Here is an 18,413-nt window from a genome sequence, read left to right as displayed (position 1 = left end):
GTCATGCGGGCAGCTCCAGGGCGGCCTGCTCGATCTCGACGGCAATGCGGCCAAGGCGGCCGACCGCGCGATAGAAGGAAGCCGCCTCCGCCCCTTCCAGATCGGCGAAGCAGCGGCCGGCCCAGGGGCGGAGATGGCGATGGAAGAAGCCCGGCGCGTCCTCTTGCCGGCCGAAGCGGGCTTGCAGCAGCCCGGCATAGGCCTCGCAGAGAAAGGCCAGATGGTCCTCCGGCTCCGGCACGCCCGGGGCGCGGGCGATGCCGAGCCGGGCGAGGCTGGCCCGCAGCTCCGCCAGCGGCCGTTCATGCAGGAAGCCGGTGAGGTAGTAGGAGGCGTAGGGCTGCAGCTCCCCCCGCCCGACGCCGATGAAGAGGGCGAAATACTCCCGCTCCACCGCCGCCGGCCGGGCAGCGGAAGCGGCTTCGGCCAGCCGGCCGAGGGCGGCGCCGAGCGGGCCGGCATCCCCGCGCAGCCTGGCAAGGCCGGTCAGCAGCGCCGCATCCGGCGCCGCCGAGAGCAGCCGCCCCAGCAGGGCGAAAAGCCGCGCCCGTTCCGCCTCCACGGCATCCGGATGCTCGGTTTCCGCCTTGCTCACGCCCGCTCCCGCTCTCGCGACAATGCTAACAGCCGGTCCACTTTCTGTGCCTCATCTGACAGGGGGAGAGGCTGTTCCGCAAGGGCTAGCTTGGGGAAGCTTTTGGAATTGCAAGGCAGCGGCCCTAGCCCGGCCGCGCCCCGCCATGCCGGCGACGGGGCGAGGCGGGGGCGGGCCCGGCCGGGGGCGGAGGCGGAGGCGTGGCGGGCGCCGCTTCGCCCGGGGCGGAGAGGCGGAGCGCGGCGGGGGTGACGGCCGGTGCCGCCGCGACCCCAGGGAATGGTCCTGGCGCGGTCGCTGCCGGTGTGCCACCCTCATCAGCCCCGTCGGCTGGTGCCGCTGCCGCGTCGTGGGGCAGGCCCGGCACGGCGGGGGGACACGCGCCGGCCGCCGCCGGGCTGTCCCCCTTCGGGAACGCCGCGTCGGACGTCGCATCGGGGGGTTGGCCCGGCACCGCAGGAGGACACGCGCCAGCCGCCGCCGGGCCGTCCCCTTCCGGAAGCGCCGCGTCGGGCGCCGCATCGAGGGGTTGGCCTGGCACTACGGGAGGACACGCGCCGGCCGCCGCCGGGCTGTCCCCCTTCGGGAACGCCGCGTCGGACGTCGCATCGGGGGGTTGACCCGGCACCGCGGGGGGACACCCGCCAGCCGCCGCCGGGCCGTCGCCCTCCGGGAGCGCCGCGCCGGGCGCCGCCGCCGGGGTCGGCGCTTCCTCCTCCTCCACCAGCCCGGTCGCCTGGGCCAGCAGCCGCTTCACATCCCCGCCGAGTTCCAGGGCGAAGCCCGGCACCCCCTCGGGCGCGTTGAAATCCCAGGCGTAATCCGCCGGGCCGACGAAGTCGCGGATCACCGGGTCCAGGGTCCAGATCCGCCGCAACGCCGCCTGGCGCAGAGCCTGCGGCACGCCGGCACGAAGGAAGGGGGCGATATCGCTCTCCGCCGTCAGGCTCTCCAATGGCGGCAGGCTGGCGGGGTCGAAAAGCGGCTCGGGCGGCGGCGATCCGGCCGGGGGCGGCGCGGCGGCGGGTGCCGCGGCAGGCGGTGCCGCGGCGGCGGTAGCAGAGTCCGGCTCCGGCAGCGGCGCCTCCTGCCGCGCCGCGCGCTTGCGGCGGGACCAGCGGGCGAGGAAGCCGTCCTCGCTCACCCCTCGCCCCCGCGACGATGGCGGCCGCATGCCTCACGGCGCTGGCCCCCCTGGCGGCCGGGCGCGAGACGGGGCCTGGGGAGGACGCGTCCTTCACTCATCCCTCGCCTCCTGTCCCTCGCCTCCCGGGCGATGGCAGCCCGAACGCCGCCCGGCTTCCGCCCCGCTCATCCCTCGCCTCCCGGGCGACGGCGGCCCAGCGCCTCGGGGTCCGCCCGGTCACGCCTTCGCTTGTGGAAGCTGCGTTCCACATGGTGCTGCGCCACGAAGCCCGCCAGCAGCGCCCGCAAGCCGGGCGGCATCGGCAGGGCCTCCAGCAGATCCTGGCCGGCATCGGCGTAGAGATGCGCCTCGCCGGTATCCACCGTCACGGCGTGCAGCGCATAGCCCGGCGCCGCCGCCACCGGGCGCAGCACCACCCAGAGGCTCGGCGTCGCGGCGCCGAGATTGTCCAGGTAGTTCGGCGTATCGGTCGGGCAGAGCATCAGCGCCGCCATCCCGGCGAAGAAGAGGCTCCGCCCCGCCTCCTCCCGCAGCAGGGTCCAGGGCGGCAGCTCGGGCACCGCCTCCAGCACCTCCACCGCGCGCCAGGACCAGTCGGCCCATGGCGTCACGCCGGGCCGCCGCTCCACCAGCACGCCGAGCGGGATGTGCAGCGTGCCCGGAACTTCGAGGCGGCTCATGTCGCCTGCTCCGCGGCTTTCAGCGGCAGGCCGGTGGCGAGGTTCTGCGGCTTCAGCCGCACCCTCTGCGCCGCATCCATGGCGAGCGCCAGATAGACCGGCCGCCCCGCCACCTCCGGCAGGACGCGGGAGGTCTCGGTGAATTCCAGCACGCCGAGCCAGAGGAGGCGGGCGAGCCGCGCCTGCGCCACTTGTTCGCCGCGCCAGAGGGCGTTGGCGATGGCGGTCGCCTCGGCATCCAGCCCGACATGCCAGCGCCAATTCTGATCCTCGATGACCGGGACGGGGCGGATCACCACCGCCTCGCCGATCGCATGGCGAATGAAGCGTTCCAGCGCCCGGGCGAGGCCGGCCTGGCCCGGCCGCCCCTCGGCGATGTCGAGGGCGAGGTCGTGCGCGTCGGAGCGCGCGGCATAGGCGGGCGCCAGCGCTTCGGAGAGCACCTCCAGCTCCACCTCGCGCGGCGGCGCCCCGGCCTCGGCCAGCAGCCGGCCGATGGCGCCGAAATCGCCATCGGCGGCGCGCGCCTCCAGCACCTCCTCATCCGCCAGCAGGGTGGCGCCGTGGTGGATGGCGGCGCGCTGCGGGCGGAAGAGGCATTCGGCGGCGCGGAGGGTGAAGGCATCCGCTTCCCCCTCCATGGCGGCGCGCGCCACCAGATGCGTCAGCATCTGCAGGAAAATGGGCGGGATGCCGCGGACATCACCGCGGTAGAAGGACAGCCACGCCGCCTCCAGCGTCGGCGCCGCCTGGACCCGGTCGCGGAAGGCGAGGAAGAGCGCCCAATTCTCCCGCGCATCGGCATCTTCCAGCGCCGCCACCTCGGCCGGCCCTACCGGGCGCAGGGGGGTGGCGAGCAGGCCGGCATGCAGGGCGCGCTCCGCGGCGCAGGCGTCCTCCGGCGGCACCAGCTCCGGCCGGGCGAGGAAGGCGCGCCAGAGATCGGGGGTGGGAACCAGCCGCCCGGCCGCGTCGCGATCGCAGAGATGGTGGCCGGAGGCGAGCCAGAATTCGCCGGGGGCCGGGAGGAAAGGGGTCATAGCAGGGTCAGGTCCGGACGGTCGGGGGGCAGGTCCTCCACCTCCTCCACCACGGCAAACACCGGCAGGGCGCCGGGGTCGCGCAGCGGCTCGGCGCGGCGGTGCAGGGTGCGGAACTGCTCGCGCACCGCGCCTTCCTCCACGCGGCGGGACAGGGCGAGCACGGTGCCGGGCGGGTGATCGCAGAGGGAGGCGGCGAAGGCGATTTCCTCCTCGGCCGCGGCCCGGGCGGCGGCCGCATCCGGCGCGCCATGGGCGGAAAGGATATGGGCGGCGAGGGCGGTGAGCGCCGCCTCGCGCTCGGCGGCGCTGGCCTCCACCACCTCCACCAGGGTGGACCAGCCGAGGCTGGCCAGGCCGAGGAAGCCGCCGCGGAAGGCCTGGCGGCGCTTGCCGGTGAGGGTGGCGGGGTCGCTGTCCCAGAATTCGAAGCCGCCGGGCACGGCCCATTCGCCGGGCGCGGCGGCGCGTTCGAAGATGACCAGGTCGGAGGGGTCGAGCCGGATGGTGCGGGGGAGACGGATCATGGCGGCCTCCCGCCCGGGCGTGCGCCCGGGGCTTGAAGTTGGCCCCGGGCCCGGGTCCGGACCCAGGCCCGACATCGTCCCCGCGCCCGGTGCCATCCCGACGGTCGATGCCATCTCAACGGCCGATACCAGCCCCGCACCCGATACCGCCCCGCCCCGTTCCACCCCCACGCCCCGTTCCACCCCCACGCCCGGCACCACCCCCACGCCCGGCACCACCCCCACCCTAACCCTCCCCCGCCAGCGGGGGAGAGAAAGCGGCGTTCTTCCTTCCTCGTCGCAGGGGGCGCCGGGCGCGCCGCGCTCATAGGGGCGGGGGCGCAGCGATCGCCGGGCGTGGGGGCGCGGCCACGCTCCGGCCCGGCGGCGCAGCCCGGCCAACCCGGCTCCCGGCCCCTCACCACGGCAACTCCCACCTCTCCCGCACCCCGTCCCGCTCCACCACCAGCGCCCCCGTCCCAGGTTCGATCCCCCGCCGCGCCCCCTCCGGCGCATCCGCCAGCCGGGCAAGGAAGGTCCCGATCAGCCGCCGCGGCCCGCGGGACTGCCATTCCTCCAGCCCGGCCATCAGGTGCCGCGCCCAGGCGGCGGTCAGCTCGGCGGCGTCCAGCGCGTCAGAAAACCCTTCCTCGAACAGGCTGGTCTGCCCGGGGGTGTCGCCGGGGATGTGGCGTTCGGGGAAGGCCAGGCGCAGCTCCATCCCCACCACCAGCCAGTCCGGCACCGCCGCCGGCGCCGCGCCGGGCGGGGCGGCAAGGCGCACGCAGCCGCATTCCCCGCCCTCCACCAGCAGCAGCCCCGGCCAGCGCAGCGCCACCGCCCGTTCCGGCGGGCCGAGCGCCGCCACCGCATCCGCCAGCGCATTGGCCGCGGCATGCAGGGCGAGGCGCGCCGCCGCCAGAGGCATCTCCGGCTCCAGCACCACCGCCGCCTCCGCCCTGGCATAGGCGGAGACCCAGAACAGCGCCCCGGCCCCGTCCTGCGCTGCCCGCTCCTGCGCCCGGGCGAAGGCATCGCCCCCCTCCCGCAGCGCGGTGGGGCGGAACAGGCTGGGCAGCGGCGGCAGGCCAGGGCGGATGCGTGTCATCCCTCGCAGAAGCTTCAGCCGGCGCATATATGGCCGGGACCAAGCCCGGACCAGGGCCCGGCGTCCCGCCCTCGCCGGGCCGCGCGGGCCGGCCGCCAGCTTCTCTCCACCGTGGTCCGCCGCGGCCGGCCCCTCCCCGGGCCGGCCGCGGCGGGCGACCAGCCGGGTGCCAGGATGACCGACCGCATCGCCTTCGTCTGCAGTTGCGAGGACAGCATGCCGCTCGACGGCCGCGCCCTGGCCCGGGGCTGCGCCGCGCAGGGGACGGAATTGCGCATGGCCGAGCAGCTCTGCCGCAGCCAGCTCGACCGTTTCCTCGCGGCGCTGGGGGAAGGGCGGCCGGTGACGGTGGGCTGCACCCAGGAAGCGCCGCTCTTCGCCCAGGAGGCGGAGGCGGCGGGCAGCGCCGCGCCCCTCGCCTTCGTGAACCTTCGGGAGCAGGCCGGCTGGTCGGCGGAGGCCGCGCAAGCCGGGCCGAAGATGGCGGCGCTGCTGGCCGCCGCCGCGGTCCCCCTGCCGGCCACGCCGCTGGTGCCGCTGAAGAGCGAGGGCGTCGCCCTGGTACTGGGCCGCGACGAGACGGCGATCGCCGCGGCCCAGCGCCTGGCGGAGCGGCTGGACCTGACGGTGCTGCTGACCGGCGAGACGGCGGTGACGCCGCCCCGCAGTGCCGAATTCCCCATCCTGCGCGGCCGCGCCCGCAGCGCCACCGGCTGGCTCGGCCAGTTCGAGGTGGTGGTGGATGGCTATGCCGCCCCCTCCCCCGCCTCCCGCGCCCGGTATGCGTGGGGGCCGGGGAAGGACGGGGCGCGGAGCCGCTGCGACCTGATCCTCGACCTCACCGGCGGCCCGGCCCTGCTGCCGGCGGGGCGGATCGGCTATCTGCGCGCCGCGCCGGGGGATGCGGCGGCGGTGGAGAAGCTCATCGCCGAGGCGGGCGGGCTGGTGGGCGAATTCGACAAGCCGCGCTTCGTGCAGTTCGAGGCGGGGCTTTGCGCCCATGCCCGCAACCGCCGCACCGGCTGTACGAGGTGCCTGGATCTCTGCCCGACCGGGGCCATTACGCCGGGGGTCGCGCCGCAAGGCGCGCGGGAGACGGTGCCGCAAGGCGCGCGGGAGACGGTGCTGCCAGGCGCGCCGGAGATGCCGCCGCAAGGCGCGCCGGGAGTGCCGCCGCCAGGGGCGAAGCCGGCCGAGCATGTGGCGCTCAGCGCCGAGATCTGCGCCGGCTGCGGCGCCTGCGCCGCGGTCTGCCCGACCGGGGCCATCACCTATGCCCTGCCGCCGCCCGGCACGGTGCTGGCCCAGGCCCGCGCCCTGCTGCTGGGCTTCGCCGAGGCGGGCGGCCGCGATCCCGTGCTGCTGCTGCATGGCGGGGCGCAGGGGGAAGCGCTGATCGACGCCCTGGCCCGGCATGGCGAGGGGCTGCCGGCCCGAATCCTGCCGCTCCGGCTGAACGAGGCGACGCAGGTGGACCTCTCCCTGCTGGCCGCCGCCTTCGCCTGGGGCGCGGCGGGGGTGCGGGTGCTGCTGCCCGCGCATCGGCCGCATGGCGCGGAGGGGCTGTTCCGCAACCTGGACTATATGGCAGCCACGCTGTCGGGCCTCGGGCTGGAGAGCAGGCCGCTCCGCGCCGCCGCCATCGAGACCGACGACCCCTTCACCCTGGCCGAGGCGCTTGCCCCCGCCCTGGCGCTCCGCACCCCGCGCCCGGCCGCCAGCTTCCTCGCCTTGGGCACGCCGCGGGAGGTGCTGCGGCAGGCGCTCGCCGCCCTGCATGGCGGCGACGGCCCGGCGGTGGTGGCGCTGCCGGAGAAGGCGCCCTTCGGCCAGGCGCGCGTCGCGGCGGCGGGCTGCACGCTCTGCCTCGCCTGCACCATGGTCTGCCCGACCCAGGCCTTCACCGCCAACCCGGACCGGCCGGAGCTGAGTTTTTCCGAGGCCGCCTGCGTGCAATGCGGCCTCTGCGTGGCGACCTGCCCGGAGAAGGTGATCAGCCTGGAGCCGCGGCTGAATTTCTCCGAATCCGCCACCCGGCCGGTGGTGGTGAAAGCGGAGCCGCCGGCGCTCTGCGCCCGCTGCGCCCGGCCCTTCGGCACGCAGAGCAGCCTCGCCCGGGTGAAGGCGAAGCTGCAGGCGAGCGGGCATTGGATGTTCCAGGACCAGTCCCGCCTGGCGGTGCTGGAGATGTGCGAAGATTGCCGCGCCGTCGCCGCCACCGAATCGGCGCTGGACCCCTATGCTGGCCCGCCCCGACCGGCGACGCGGACGACGGAGGATTGGCTGCGGGAGAGAGATCAGGAGGAATGACGCGCAAGCAGGCATTGGCCCGCTACGACCCCATCCGCGCCGGCATGCGGCGCGTGCTGCGCCTGGCGCCCAAGGCCTGTGGCAAGGCGGACTTCACCCGTGCCCTGAAGCAGATCCTGCCCGGCGCCGAGGGCGCTCCGGATGATGCCCAGGTCTTCGAGATGCTGGTGGACATCGCGCTGTTCGAGCCGAATCAGCGCGGCCGGCGGGCCTATGACGGCTTCCTCCACAAGGGCGCCGCCGCGCTCGACCCGCCTGACCGGGCCCTGGCGGAAGCCATGGCCGGGGCCCGCTTCTCGCTGTTCCGGGCGGCGGGGCGGCACCAGGCCGCCGGCATCTGGGCAGAGGACCTGCTGACCGGCGGGGCGCGGCTTTGGTTGATGGACAGGGGGCTGGAAGCTTCGGCGCCGGAGGGTCTGGCCTTCGGCCTCCGCCTCTTCGATGCCGGGCCGTTCCATGCCGGCTTCGGGATCGTGGTGCCGGTCGATGCCGATACGCTCGGCTTCGCGCAGGCGGCGGCGGCACGGGGCGCGCCGCTGCCCTTCCGCCACTCCCTCGCCGCCACCCTGTACGGCGACGCGCTGCGGAAACGCTTCCCTTCGCCAGGGGATGCGGCACTGCTGGAGGTGCTCGAGGCGCTGTTCGAGCGCGCCGCCGAGGCGAAGCAGGCAAAGCCGCCCGGCCCTGCGGCGGGGCAGGCCGCGCCGCCGCCCGCCCCGTCCCGCCGCCGCAAGTGAACCGGGCCGCCGGCCGGGGATGGGGGCGCCATTCCCGCGGCGGGGCCGCCGCGCAGCACGCCGCCGGCAGCCGGATGAGCGCCGAAGCGCGGGCGGGCCCCGGCGCCCGGCCATACGGGAGGCTGTGCCGCGGCGCCGGGCACGATCGCCGCGGCGCCGCGGGGCGGGAGACGCTACTCCGCCACCACCTCGCCGCTGCCGCCGAACTCCTTCGGGAAATCCCGCAGCTTCGGCAGCCCGTCCCGCATGGGCAGCACCGTCTCGGCATAATTCACATGCACGCCGGGGCGGAAGGGCAGCTCCGGGAGGGTGGCGGCGAAGACATCCACCATCCGCAGCGGCGGGTGGCGGGTCATCAGATGGCCGCCGCAGCGGCGGCAGAATTGCCGGTGGCTCAGCTCCGTCTTCGCGAAGCTGGCGATCTCCGCCTCCCCCTTGGTGACCCGCACCGCATCAGGCGCCCACAGGCTGAAGGCATTCACCGGCCCGCCGGACCAGGAGCGGCAGGAGCGGCAATGGCAATAGCCCATGGCCTCGGGCTCGCCGCTCACCTCGATCTCGACCGCGCCGCAGAAGCAGGCGCCCTTGTAGGACCCGGCCATCGCCCCTTTCCTCCCCGTTTGCGCTCCGCCGAGGGTGCAGGCCCGGCGGCGAAGCGGGATGTGAGCGATGTCACCAGAACAGGGTCAGACGCGAGCCCGGGCCGCAGGGATCACCGGAAGGTGACCGGCTTGCCGCGCGGGGCGCCCAGCACTTCATCCTCCCGCATCGCCGCCTGGCCGCGGATGATGGTCGCCACCGGCCAGCCGGTGCAGCTCTGGCCGGCGAAGGGGGTCCAGCCGCAGGGGGAGACGATCCAGCTTTCCTCGATGACGCGCTGCTTCTTCATGTCCACCAGGGTGAAGTCGGCATCGTAGCCGGCGGCCAGCCTGCCCTTGTTCAGCGCGCCATAGACGCGGGCCGGGCCGGCGCACATCAGGTCCACCAGCCGCGTCAGCGAGAGCCGGCCGGCATTCACATGGTCCAGCATCAGCGGGACGATGGTCTGCACGCCGGTGAGGCCCGCGGCGCAATCCGGCCAGGGGCGTTCCTTGGCGGCGCGGGAATGCGGCGCGTGGTCGCTGCCCACCACATCCACCGTGCCATCCGCCACCGCGGCCCAGGCCGCCCGCATGTGGCGCTCGTCGCGGATGGGCGGGTTCATCACGGCATAGCCGCCGAGGCGGTCATAGGCCTCGTCCGTCTGGGTCAGGTGGTTCAGCAGCACCTCCACCGTCGCCACGTCCCGGAAATCCTTCAGGTACTCCAGCTCCTCGGCGGTGGAGACATGCAGGATATGCGCGGGGCGCCCGGTCTTCCGTGCCAGCGCCATCAGCCGCCGCGTGCCGAGGAAGGCGCATTCCACGTCGCGCCAGACCATGTGGTTGCGGTGCGGCATGCCGCTGTGGAAATCGGGCTTGCGCGCCTGCAGCCGGTACTCATCCTCGGAATGGTAGCAGATGCGGCGGCGGCCGCTGCGCATGACGGCTTCCAGGGAGGCATCGTCCTCCACCAGCAGGTCGCCGGTGGAGGATCCCGCAAAAACCTTCACCGCGCAGACATTGGGCTGGAGTTCCAGCGCCGCCAGCTCGGCGATGTTCTTCTTGGAGGCGCCGACATAGAGGCCGACATCGCAATACGCATTGCCCTCCAGGTAGCCGCGCTTCCAGTCCAGCCTTTCGCGGTCGGTGATGGAGGGGGCGGTGTTCGGCATGTCGAACACCGCGGCGAGGCCGCCCAGCACGGCGGCCCTGGTGCCGGTGGCGAGCGTCTCGACCTTCGGGTCGCCCGGGTCGCGCAGATGCACATGGGCGTCGATCAGCCCCGGCAGCACGTGCAGCCCGGCGCAGTCGATGGTTTCGGCCGCGTCCGAGGTGCGCAGGTCGCCGATGGCGATGATCCTGCCGTTGCGGACGCCGACATCCGCGTTTTCTTCGCCCCAGGGCAATACCAGCCGGCCGCCTTTGAGCATGAGGTCGAAGCTGGTCATGGCGGGTCTCCCGATGGCTGGTCTCCAGTAGTGTATAGCCGACACGCGCTCCTAACTCATGGGGTCCAGGGGGTTTTCGGCCCTTGGCGGGTGGAGCTCGAGGAGGGTCGCGCCGCGAGGCGCGCCTGACGGCGCGACGCCCTTCCCCAATCAGCGCAGCGGCAGCCAGAACCTGACCAGCAAGCCCCCTTCCGGCGCGCGATCGAGTGCCAGCCGCCCGCGGTACAGCTCCGCCAGGTCGCGCACGATGGCGAGGCCGAGCCCGCTGCCCGGCGCCATCTCGTCCAGCCGGATCCCGCGGGCCAGCACCGCCTCCCGCGCCGCCTCCGGCAGGCCGGGCCCGTCATCGGCGATGCGCAGCATCACCCCGCCGCCGTCGCGTGCCACGTTCAGCGAGACCCGCCGGCGGGCCCATTTGCAGGCATTCTCCAGCAAATTGCCCAGCATTTCCGCCAGGTCCTGCTGGTCCACCGGCACCCGCACCGAGGCGTCGCCGGCCAGGGCGATCTCGATCCCCTTCCCCGCGAAGAGCCGCCGCAGCACCCGGGCGATCTCCCCGGCCACCGCCATGGGCACCGCCTCGGTGGCGGCGGAGCCGGCCAGGGCGGCGGCCCGGGCGCGGACCAGGTGGTGCTGCACCAGCCGCTCCATGGCCGCGTTCTGCGCCTGGGCCAGGGGCAGGTCCGGCGCTTCCGGCGCCAGGGCGGCGCGCTGCACCGCGATGGGCGTCTTCAGCGCATGCGCCAGATTGCCGACATGCGCCCGGGCGCGGTCCACCGTGGCGCGGTTCTGCGCCACCAGGGCGTCGATCTCCTCCAGCAGCGGCGCGATCTCGGCCGGGGCCGGGCCGGCGGCGAGCCTTTCCCGCTCCCCCGCCCGCACCTCCGCCAGGCTGCGCCTTGCCCGGCGCAGCGGCGCCAGGCCGAAGACCAGCAGCGCCACCGTGCCCAGCACCAGGCCCAGCCCCAGCAGGGCGAAGGTGCCGCCGACCAGCAGGCGCAGCCGGCCGATCTCGCCATCCAGCTCCTCCCGCGCGATCGCCACCTGCACCAGCAGGGGCGGGCCGCCCTCCACCGGCACCACGGCGCGCTCGGAAAGCCGCAGCCGCTCGCCGCGCGGCCCCGCCACGTCCCGGACATGCGGGCCGTTGCCGGCGGCAAGGTCATAGGGCGGCAGGCGGGAATCCCAGAGGGAGCGGGAGGTGGCGCTGCCCGCCCCGGGCGCGGCGAGCTGCCAGTAATAGCCCGAGAGGGGCTGGGCGAAATTGGTGGCGGAGAGCGCCCGGACGGTGCCGACGGAAAGCTGCCCCCCCGGCCCCATCCCGGCGACGCCGGCGACCGCATCCAGCAGGTTCAGCAGCCTGCCGTCGAAGCTGCGCAGCATGTGGTTGGAGGTGATGGAGAGGATCAGCCAGCCCGCCACGCCGAGGCCGAGGGCGACCCAGGCGGCCGAGAGCAGCGCCAGGCGAAGGGTGAGGGAGCGCGGCCGCATGGCGGGCTCAGCCCGGGGCCGCCAGCCGGTAGCCCTGGCCGCGCAGCGTCTCGATCAAGGCCGCGCCCAGCTTCCGCCGCAGCCTTCCGACCACCACTTCCAGCGTATTGGAATCGCGGTCGAAATCCTGGGCGTAGAGGTGCTCGGTCAGCTCGGTCTTGGAGACCACCTGGCCGGGGCGATGGGCGAGATAGGAAAGCAGACGGAATTCCAGGCCGGTGAGGCGCACCGGCATCCCCTCCAGCGCCACGCTGCCGGCGGCAGGGTCGATGCTGAGCGGGCCGAGCACGATCTCCGCCTGGGCGCGGCCATGGGCGCGGCGGACCAGGGCGCGCAGCCGGGCCAGCAGCTCCCCCATCACGAAGGGCTTGGCGAGGTAGTCGTCGGCGCCGGCGTCGAGGCCGGCGACCTTCTCCGTCCAGGCATCGCGGGCGGTCAGGATCAGCACCGGCATGGTCCGGCCGGCGGCGCGCCAGCGGCGGAGGACGGAAAGCCCGTCGAGGCGTGGAAGGCCGAGATCGAGCACGACGGCGTCATAGGGCTCCGTCTCGCCGAGGAAGAGCGCCTCCTCCCCATCCGAGGCAAGGTCCACGGCGAAATGCGCGGCCAGCAGCGCGTCCCGGAGCTGGGCGGCGAGCGCCTCGCTGTCCTCCACCACCAGCACCCGCATCAGCGCCGCTCCTGCACCGGGCCGCGCGTGGCGAGGACGGCGCCCGTCGTGGCATCGAGAATCACCCGATACATCCGGCCGGAGGGCGGGAGCAGCTTGAATTCATAGGTCCAGCGATGGTCGTCGTCATCCAGCTCGGTCTCCACCACCTGGCCGACGAAACGCCGTTCCACCTCCACCAGCAATTGCGCCAGGGGGCGGATGCGGCCGGCCTCCACCGCGGCGCGGGCGCGTTCGTGGTCGTCATCCCCGGCCCGGGCGGGATGGGTCGGGGCCAGGGCCAGGGCGGCAAGCAGGCAAAGCAAAGGGCGGCGCATGGGGTCACTCTGCCAGCGAGATGGCTGAACCCAGGCTGAACGGGTCGCTCAGCACCGGTTCAGGCAGGGGTGGCCAAGCTGGGGGCATGAGGAATGGGGCGGGTGCCCCGATGATGGAGCGCAGGATGACCTATCTGGATGCCGATCTGCTGGCCCTGGCGGCGACGCTGCTGCTGCTGGGCGGCGTGCCGGCGCTGGCGGCCTGGTGGCGTAGCCTGCGGCAGCGGCCGGGGGAAGGTGCCTGGGGGGTGAGCGCCGGCCCTGCGCCGGTGTTCCGGGAAGCGCCGCAGGGGGTGCTCGGCTGGAATGGCGCGGGCATCGGGTTGAGGGTGGAGTACCAGGCCAAATAGCGAGAAAAATGGGGGTGCTGCCCCCAGACCCTGCCGGGGGAAAGAGCTTCTCCCCGGACCCCGCCCCTAGAGCGTGATCGGTTGAGGTCGAATCGACCGAAACCGTGAATCACGCGACCGAACAATGAGCTAGAGCGGGGCGGGTGAGCGCAGCTCTACCGATCCCGCTCCAGAGCAGATCGCCGGAGGGCGGCATCGCCCGGAGGCGTGAAGCTGCTCTACAATCCATAAGCTAAAGCGGTTTCGCGCTGCACAGTCAGCGTGAAACCGCTCTAGTCGGCCGGTTCAACCGTCGAGTCTGAAACTCAGGCCGGGGTCCAGGAAGGCGCGTTGCCGGCAGTGCCGGCAACCCCCGGCGGGGGTTCGGGGGCAGAGCCCCCGTTCTTACTTTGCCATTCAGCGCTTATCGGGCTCTCTGCCCCCTGCACTCCCCGGACCCCGCCCGAAATCTGCTGGTTGACCCTCGGGGCCGGCGCTATTCGGGGCGCAGGCCCTCGCTGAACTCGCCGAAGGGCACGGCCAGCTCCGGCGGCCAGTGGGAGGAACGGGGGGAAAGATAGACCGGCTGGCCATCCACCAGCAGGAACAGGACGAGCTGCTCCTGCACCGTGTCGAAGGCGATGAACAGGCCGCGCCGCCCCTCCCGCCCCCAGCCGACCAGCCAATGCTCCGCCACCAGCGCGACGGGCGGCCCGGGCAGGCGCAGCCCCTCATAGACCTGCTGCTGGCGGCCGCGGGCAGCGTTGCGCAGCAGCACCCGCACGGCAGGGTGAGCGCCCAGCGCCACCATGTCGGCACCGACCAGGCTGCGCAGCGGTGCCTCCTGCGCCGCGGCGGGCAGGGCGAACAGGGCGGCCAGCAAAGCCCGGCGGAACGCCGGGGCGCGGCTCACCCCTTGGCCGCCCCGTCATTGGCGGGGATGGGCTTGAAGATGTCCGTGATGGTGGCGCGCAGCACGCTGACGCGGACATTGGGGGCGATCTCCACCTCCACCTCGTCCACGCCGTCCTTCACCTTGGTCACCTGGGCGATGATGCCGCCGGAGGTGAGCACCCGGTCGCCGCGTTTCAGCGCCTGCAGCATGGCGCGGTGCTCCTTCTGCTTCTTCTGCTGCGGGCGGATCAGCAGGAAGTAGAAGACGCCGAAGATCAGGATCAGCGGCAGGATCTGCATGACCATGGCCATGCCGCCGCCGGCAGCGGCATCCTGGGCGTAGGCGGGGGAGATGAACATCCCGGGCGATTTCCTTGTGCTTCCGGCTTGCCGTGACCGGCGGGCGCAAACTAGCTTCCGCCCCCTTGCCGTCAAGTGCGACCGAATGTCCGAGATCCCGACCGATACCGCCCTGCTCACCCGCATTGCCGAGGCGCTGGAGCGCCTGGCCCCCCCACCCCCCACCCCGCCGGCGCCGGAGGGCGCCGATGCCTTCGTCTGGCACCCGGAGCCGGTGCCGCGCCTGGCGCCGGTGCCGCGCGTCTCCCGCGTGGCGCTGCCGCTGCTGCAGGGCATCGACCGGCAGCGGGACATCCTGCTGGCGAACACCTTGCGCTTCGCCGCGGGCTTCCCGGCGAACAACGTGATGCTCTGGGGCGCGCGGGGGATGGGGAAATCCTCCCTGGTCAAGGCGGCGCATGCCGCGGCCAATGAGGAACGCCCCGGCAGCCTGGCGCTGATCGAAATCCACCGCGAGGATATCCGCACCCTGCCGGAGCTGCTGAATGCGCTGCGCGCCCAGCCCCGGCGCTGCCTGGTGTTCTGCGACGACCTCTCCTTCGAGAAGGAGGACCAGGACTACAAGGCGCTGAAGAGCGTGCTGGATGGCGGCATCGAGGGCCGCCCGCCCAACGTGCTGTTCTACGCCACGAGCAACCGCCGCCACCTGATGCCGCGCGACATGATCGAGAATGAGCGCAGCACGGCGATCAACCCCGCCGAGGCGGTGGAGGAGAAGGTTTCGCTGAGCGACCGCTTCGGCTTGTGGATCGGCTTCCACAATTGCGACCAGCCGACCTATTTCGCCATGGTCGAGGGCTATGCCGCGGCGCTGGGCATTGCCCTGCCGGCGGAGGAGCTGCGGCGGCAGGCGAATGAGTGGTCCGTGACCCGTGGCGGCCGGTCCGGCCGGGTGGCCTGGCAGTTCATCCAGGATCTGGCGGGGCGCGAGGGGAAGGTGGTGGAATAGCGGGCCACCTGCCCATCCCGCCGGACGCACGCGTCCCGCCAGAGCCGGGGCCGGATCGGCTGATTGACCCGTCGGCTCTGAAACTCGGACCGGGGTCCGGGGACCGGTCCGGTCCCCGGCGGGGTCCAGGGGCAGAGCCCCTGGATGTGGGGGGCAAAGCCCCCAGCCTCACTTCAGCGAGGCCAGCAGCGCGTCCAGGTCGGGTTCCGTGGCGTCCGAATCCGCCGGTGGCGGGGGTGGCGGCGGGGCGCTGAGGCTGGCCAGCAGCGCGTCCAGATCGTCCTCGGGTGGCGGCGCGGGTTCGGGCTCCGGCGCCGCCGGCTCGGGCGCCAGGGTGTCGAGGCTTTCCAGCAGCGCGTCCAGCTCCGACGGCGGCGCCTCGGCCGGGGTCGGCTCCGGTACCGCCGGGGCCGGGGCGGGTGCCGGGGTGTCGAGGCTGGCCAGCAGCGCGTCCAGATCATCCTCCGCCGCCGGCGCGGCCGGTGGTGCCGCTGCGGCCGCCGCCGGCGCGGTGGCGGCAGCGGCCGCCGCCGGGGCCGGCGCCACGGGGGCCTCCGCCGGGGCCGCCGCGCCGCCGCTGGCCGGCGTCCGCTCCGTCACCGGCGCCCAGAAGCCGGCGATCGGCCGCCCGGCCAGGCCGTTGAAGCTCGCCAGCCGCACCTCCGGCCGGCCGCGCAGGCTGACCAGCGGCATCGCCCGGTAGCTCGCCACCCCCACTGCCTGGCGCTCGCTCCAATGCCGCTCCGTGCAGGGCAGCGGCACCTGGTCGCCATCCGGGTCGGTGTAGAGGAAATACGGCATGTCGTTGGCCGACATGATGCTGCCGAGCTTCAGCTTGGACCCGCTGCGAAGATAGGTCTCCGCCAGCAAGAAGCCGACCATCACCGCTGGATTGGCCCAGAGCATGGTGCCGAGCCCGCCCTGGCGGGTGAATTCCTCGAAGGCGAAGCTGTCGATCGGCTCCGATTTCTTGCCGTAGGGCATGCGCAGCAGGAAGCGCGGCGCGGCGAGGCCGATATAGGCCGCCTCCGGCGCCGCCTGCAGCGCCCCCCAGGCCTCCTTGATGAGCGGGTGCTGCTCGGCGAAGGGCATGCCGAAGCTGTCGGCGCCGATCTGCGAGAGGAAGGGGCAATTCGCCGCGGCGCAGAGCCGCGCCAGCCGCCCCAGCAGCTCGGCATGCGGCGGCGCCAGCTCGAAGCCGTAGAGGCCGATGATGGCGGAGAGCGGCCCCTGGTGGGCGTCCATCGCCGGGGCCTCGACCATCAGCCCGTAGAGCCCGCTTTCCTCCAGCCGGTCGGAGGCGGCGAGGTCGGCGGCCAGCTCCTCGGCGGAGATGTCGTAGAGGACGATCTCCATCCGGTGGCTGGTCTCGATGCGGCGGACCAGGAAGTCGATGCTCCGCCAGGTGGCTTCCAGCGCCTGGAAATCCGGGTGGTGCAGCAGGCTGCGCATGGCGGCGGAGAGCGCCTGGTCCACCCGCGCCACCAGCTGGTCCTGCCGGCTGTCCTTGCCCGGCACGATATGGCTGCCGACGATGCGGCGGATCCACTCCTCCACCGAGGCCTCGGCCGCCGGCGCCATGCGCCGGCCGCCGACGAGGCGGGCGAAATCACCCAGCCGGCGGTCGGTGGCGACGGCGGTGGCCTGGGATTTCGCCCGGGGCGGCGGCGGCAGGGGCTCCTCCCCGCCCCAGCCCAGCACCTCCTTCGCCGCGCGGTCGAAGCTCGCCCGGTTCAGCAGCCGGCGGCGGAGGTCGGAGAGGCCGTCGAACACCTCCACCTTGTCGAAGAGCTGGTCGGGGTGGAAATCCTCGATCTCAGCGAAGTCGAGCGCGACCGTCCCGCCCTCCGGCCCGATGGGCAGGGAGAGTTTCAGCTTCATCCGCGCCATCACGTCGTCGAGATTATCGACATCCACCTTGATGGGCTTGCGGGCGGCGAGCTTCGCCCCGGTGTCCAGCTTCCCGGTATTGGCGCGGCCGGAAAAATCGCCGAAGACCGCCAGGCGGAATTTCGGGGCGGGCCCTGCGGCCCGCGGCGCCTTGTTCAGGCTGCCGAAATTCACCGCATATTCCATCGCCATCGCGTGTCCCGCCCCCGCTGCCGCGGCTATCACCGTTCCGGAGAGGCTAACATCTTGCGGCAAAGTTGAATATCATGCCGCTGGCGACAACGCCGCGGCGCCCCTGCCCTGGGTGCGACCGGCGAAGGGAGACGGAGCATGGCTGCCACACCGAACATCGGCATGGACATGGACAAGCTGAAGCAATTGCTGCGGCTGTCCAAGAAGGAACCGGTGAGCTGTGCCGTCGCGGGCAATACCAACGACGCCACCATGGCCTTCATCCTGCTGGACAAGGTCAAGGCGCCGAAGGCGGTCTCCGGCCAGCTCGACAAGGAAAACCCGAAGAATTTCAATCTTCGCTGGGGCACGGTCGTGGTCGATACCGATATCGACCCGAAGCTGGTGACGTTCACGCTGAACAAGAACGTCACCGGCATGGCGAAGAAGCTGAAGAAAACGCTGAAGGGCACCGGCTACACCAAGGTCGTCATCAATTTCGAGGACGGCACCTCCGATTCCGAGCTGGAGGAGGGCGAGACCCAGGCGCCGCCGGCCCCGTCCAACGCGCAGCCCGGCACCATTCCGCCGGCCCCGCCGCCGCCGCCCGGGCCCAGCACCGGCACCACCCCGCCGCCGCCCTCGCCGCCGGAGCCGGGCGTCTCGACCGCGCCGCCTCCGCCCCCGCCGCCCCCACCGCCGGGGCCGACGGTCTCCACCGCCCCGCCGCCACCCCCGGCCCAGGACACCGCGCCGCCGGAAGGGGGGCCGGCGCCCGCCGCCAGCGAGGAGGTGAAGGCGAAGCACGTCCAGTCCGCCAAGACCTGGATCACCGCCCGCACCAACGTCCAGGGCGAGATCGACAAGCTGAAGGCGGAGATCCTGAAGACCTATCAGGGCCAGGAGATCGCCGCCGAGATCGAGAAAGCCTATGCGGCCAAGGTGAAGCCGGTGACCGATGCCTTCGACCTGGCGCTGGCGGTGAAGCTCAACGAGGCCTCGAAGGCCGCGGATGCGGCGACGCAGCAGAAGCTTGGCACCGAGGCCAGGGCGATTGCCACGGACTACGCGAAATTCGTCACCTCCGACCCGCTGGTGAAGGATCTGGACGAGAACCCGTTCCTGCCGCTGAGTATCCGCGCCAGCGTCGCCGCCGCCCTGAAGCAGGTGAACGACAACCTGAAATAGCC

The 18,413-nt window shown here is 73.3% G+C and carries 19 protein-coding genes; 5 read left to right on the top strand and 14 right to left on the bottom strand.

Annotated elements, in window-relative coordinates; all coding sequences use genetic code 11:
- Position 1: 1 nt before the first annotated feature.
- The 6 genes from E5N76_RS09935 to E5N76_RS09910 form a co-directional block, all read right to left on the bottom strand.
- Positions 2–595 (bottom strand): TorD/DmsD family molecular chaperone, encoded by a 594-nt coding sequence (locus E5N76_RS09935; RefSeq protein WP_149537127.1) that lies wholly within the window; start codon positions 593–595, stop codon positions 2–4.
- A gap of 124 nt (positions 596–719) precedes the next feature.
- The gene (locus E5N76_RS30060; protein ID WP_207791926.1) at positions 720–1,739 is read right to left on the bottom strand and encodes a DUF3306 domain-containing protein; all 1,020 of its coding nucleotides are present in this window, start codon (positions 1,737–1,739) and stop codon (positions 720–722) included.
- Positions 1,740–1,906: 167 nt separating this feature from the next.
- A complete protein-coding gene (locus tag E5N76_RS09925) occupies positions 1,907–2,422 on the bottom strand; it encodes a DUF3305 domain-containing protein (RefSeq protein ID WP_149537126.1) in 516 nt (171 codons plus the stop codon).
- A complete protein-coding gene (locus E5N76_RS09920; protein ID WP_149537125.1) occupies positions 2,419–3,462 on the bottom strand; it encodes a DUF6352 family protein in 1,044 nt (347 codons plus the stop codon). Before E5N76_RS09920 ends, E5N76_RS09925 begins: the two co-directional genes overlap by 4 nt.
- On the bottom strand, positions 3,459–3,989 hold the full coding sequence (locus tag E5N76_RS09915) for a DUF6505 family protein (protein WP_149537124.1): 531 nt from the start codon (positions 3,987–3,989) through the stop codon (positions 3,459–3,461). Before E5N76_RS09915 ends, E5N76_RS09920 begins: the two co-directional genes overlap by 4 nt.
- 397 nt (positions 3,990–4,386) lie before the next feature.
- Positions 4,387–5,076 (bottom strand): biotin/lipoate--protein ligase family protein, encoded by a 690-nt coding sequence (locus E5N76_RS09910; RefSeq protein WP_235907641.1) that lies wholly within the window; start codon positions 5,074–5,076, stop codon positions 4,387–4,389.
- Positions 5,077–5,250: 174 nt separating this feature from the next.
- Here E5N76_RS09910 and E5N76_RS09905 point away from each other — a divergent pair, with 174 nt between their 5' ends.
- Both E5N76_RS09905 and E5N76_RS09900 read left to right on the top strand, forming a co-directional pair.
- Positions 5,251–7,386, top strand: a complete 2,136-nt coding sequence (locus tag E5N76_RS09905) for a 4Fe-4S dicluster domain-containing protein (RefSeq protein WP_149537123.1) — start codon at positions 5,251–5,253, stop codon at positions 7,384–7,386.
- Positions 7,383–8,123: a hypothetical protein gene (locus tag E5N76_RS09900; protein ID WP_149537122.1), complete on the top strand. Its 741-nt coding sequence runs from the start codon at positions 7,383–7,385 to the stop codon at positions 8,121–8,123. Before E5N76_RS09905 ends, E5N76_RS09900 begins: the two co-directional genes overlap by 4 nt.
- A 173-nt stretch (positions 8,124–8,296) precedes the next feature.
- Here the strand turns inward: E5N76_RS09900 and E5N76_RS09895 are convergent, their stop codons facing one another.
- The 5 genes from E5N76_RS09895 to E5N76_RS09875 form a co-directional block, all read right to left on the bottom strand.
- Positions 8,297–8,725 (bottom strand): GFA family protein, encoded by a 429-nt coding sequence (locus E5N76_RS09895; protein WP_149537121.1) that lies wholly within the window; start codon positions 8,723–8,725, stop codon positions 8,297–8,299.
- 110 nt (positions 8,726–8,835) lie between these two features.
- Positions 8,836–10,152 carry a dihydroorotase gene (locus E5N76_RS09890; RefSeq protein ID WP_149537120.1) on the bottom strand — a complete coding sequence of 439 codons (1,317 nt, stop codon included), beginning with the start codon at positions 10,150–10,152 and terminating at the stop codon, positions 8,836–8,838.
- A 150-nt stretch (positions 10,153–10,302) separates the two neighbouring features.
- The gene (locus E5N76_RS09885; RefSeq protein WP_149537119.1) at positions 10,303–11,643 is read right to left on the bottom strand and encodes a sensor histidine kinase; all 1,341 of its coding nucleotides are present in this window, start codon (positions 11,641–11,643) and stop codon (positions 10,303–10,305) included.
- A gap of 7 nt (positions 11,644–11,650) precedes the next feature.
- A complete protein-coding gene (locus E5N76_RS09880; protein ID WP_149537118.1) occupies positions 11,651–12,313 on the bottom strand; it encodes a response regulator transcription factor in 663 nt (220 codons plus the stop codon).
- Positions 12,313–12,630 (bottom strand): PepSY domain-containing protein, encoded by a 318-nt coding sequence (locus E5N76_RS09875; RefSeq protein ID WP_149537117.1) that lies wholly within the window; start codon positions 12,628–12,630, stop codon positions 12,313–12,315. Before E5N76_RS09875 ends, E5N76_RS09880 begins: the two co-directional genes overlap by 1 nt.
- Before the next feature lie 125 nt (positions 12,631–12,755).
- On the opposite strand from E5N76_RS09875, the gene E5N76_RS09870 reads away from it, so the two are divergent.
- Positions 12,756–12,980, top strand: a complete 225-nt coding sequence (locus tag E5N76_RS09870; RefSeq protein WP_149537116.1) for a hypothetical protein — start codon at positions 12,756–12,758, stop codon at positions 12,978–12,980.
- A 475-nt stretch (positions 12,981–13,455) separates the two neighbouring features.
- Here the strand turns inward: E5N76_RS09870 and E5N76_RS09865 are convergent, their stop codons facing one another.
- Together E5N76_RS09865 and yajC are read right to left on the bottom strand one after the other, a co-directional pair.
- Positions 13,456–13,872 carry a hypothetical protein gene (locus tag E5N76_RS09865; RefSeq protein ID WP_187830083.1) on the bottom strand — a complete coding sequence of 139 codons (417 nt, stop codon included), beginning with the start codon at positions 13,870–13,872 and terminating at the stop codon, positions 13,456–13,458.
- The gene (yajC, locus tag E5N76_RS09855) at positions 13,869–14,213 is read right to left on the bottom strand and encodes a preprotein translocase subunit YajC (protein WP_149537113.1); all 345 of its coding nucleotides are present in this window, start codon (positions 14,211–14,213) and stop codon (positions 13,869–13,871) included. The genes E5N76_RS09865 and yajC overlap by 4 nt, the downstream gene beginning before the upstream one ends.
- An 85-nt stretch (positions 14,214–14,298) precedes the next feature.
- Between yajC and E5N76_RS09850 the strand changes: the two genes are divergently transcribed.
- Positions 14,299–15,162, top strand: coding sequence for an ATP-binding protein (locus tag E5N76_RS09850; protein WP_149537112.1), 864 nt, complete (start codon positions 14,299–14,301; stop codon positions 15,160–15,162).
- Positions 15,163–15,330: 168 nt separating this feature from the next.
- Here E5N76_RS09850 and E5N76_RS09845 read toward each other — a convergent pair whose 3' ends face one another.
- Positions 15,331–17,244 (bottom strand): type VI secretion system contractile sheath domain-containing protein, encoded by a 1,914-nt coding sequence (locus E5N76_RS09845; RefSeq protein WP_149537111.1) that lies wholly within the window; start codon positions 17,242–17,244, stop codon positions 15,331–15,333.
- Positions 17,245–17,382: 138 nt separating this feature from the next.
- Here E5N76_RS09845 and E5N76_RS29445 point away from each other — a divergent pair, with 138 nt between their 5' ends.
- A complete protein-coding gene (locus E5N76_RS29445; RefSeq protein ID WP_187830082.1) occupies positions 17,383–18,411 on the top strand; it encodes a hypothetical protein in 1,029 nt (342 codons plus the stop codon).
- Positions 18,412–18,413 lie beyond the last annotated feature (2 nt).

Source organism: Siccirubricoccus phaeus (assembly GCF_008360935.1).
Classification (GTDB): Bacteria; Pseudomonadota; Alphaproteobacteria; order Acetobacterales; family Acetobacteraceae; genus Siccirubricoccus; species Siccirubricoccus phaeus.
The sequence above is the reverse complement of the archived record's forward strand: the minus strand, read 5'-3'. Positions and strand labels throughout refer to the sequence as shown.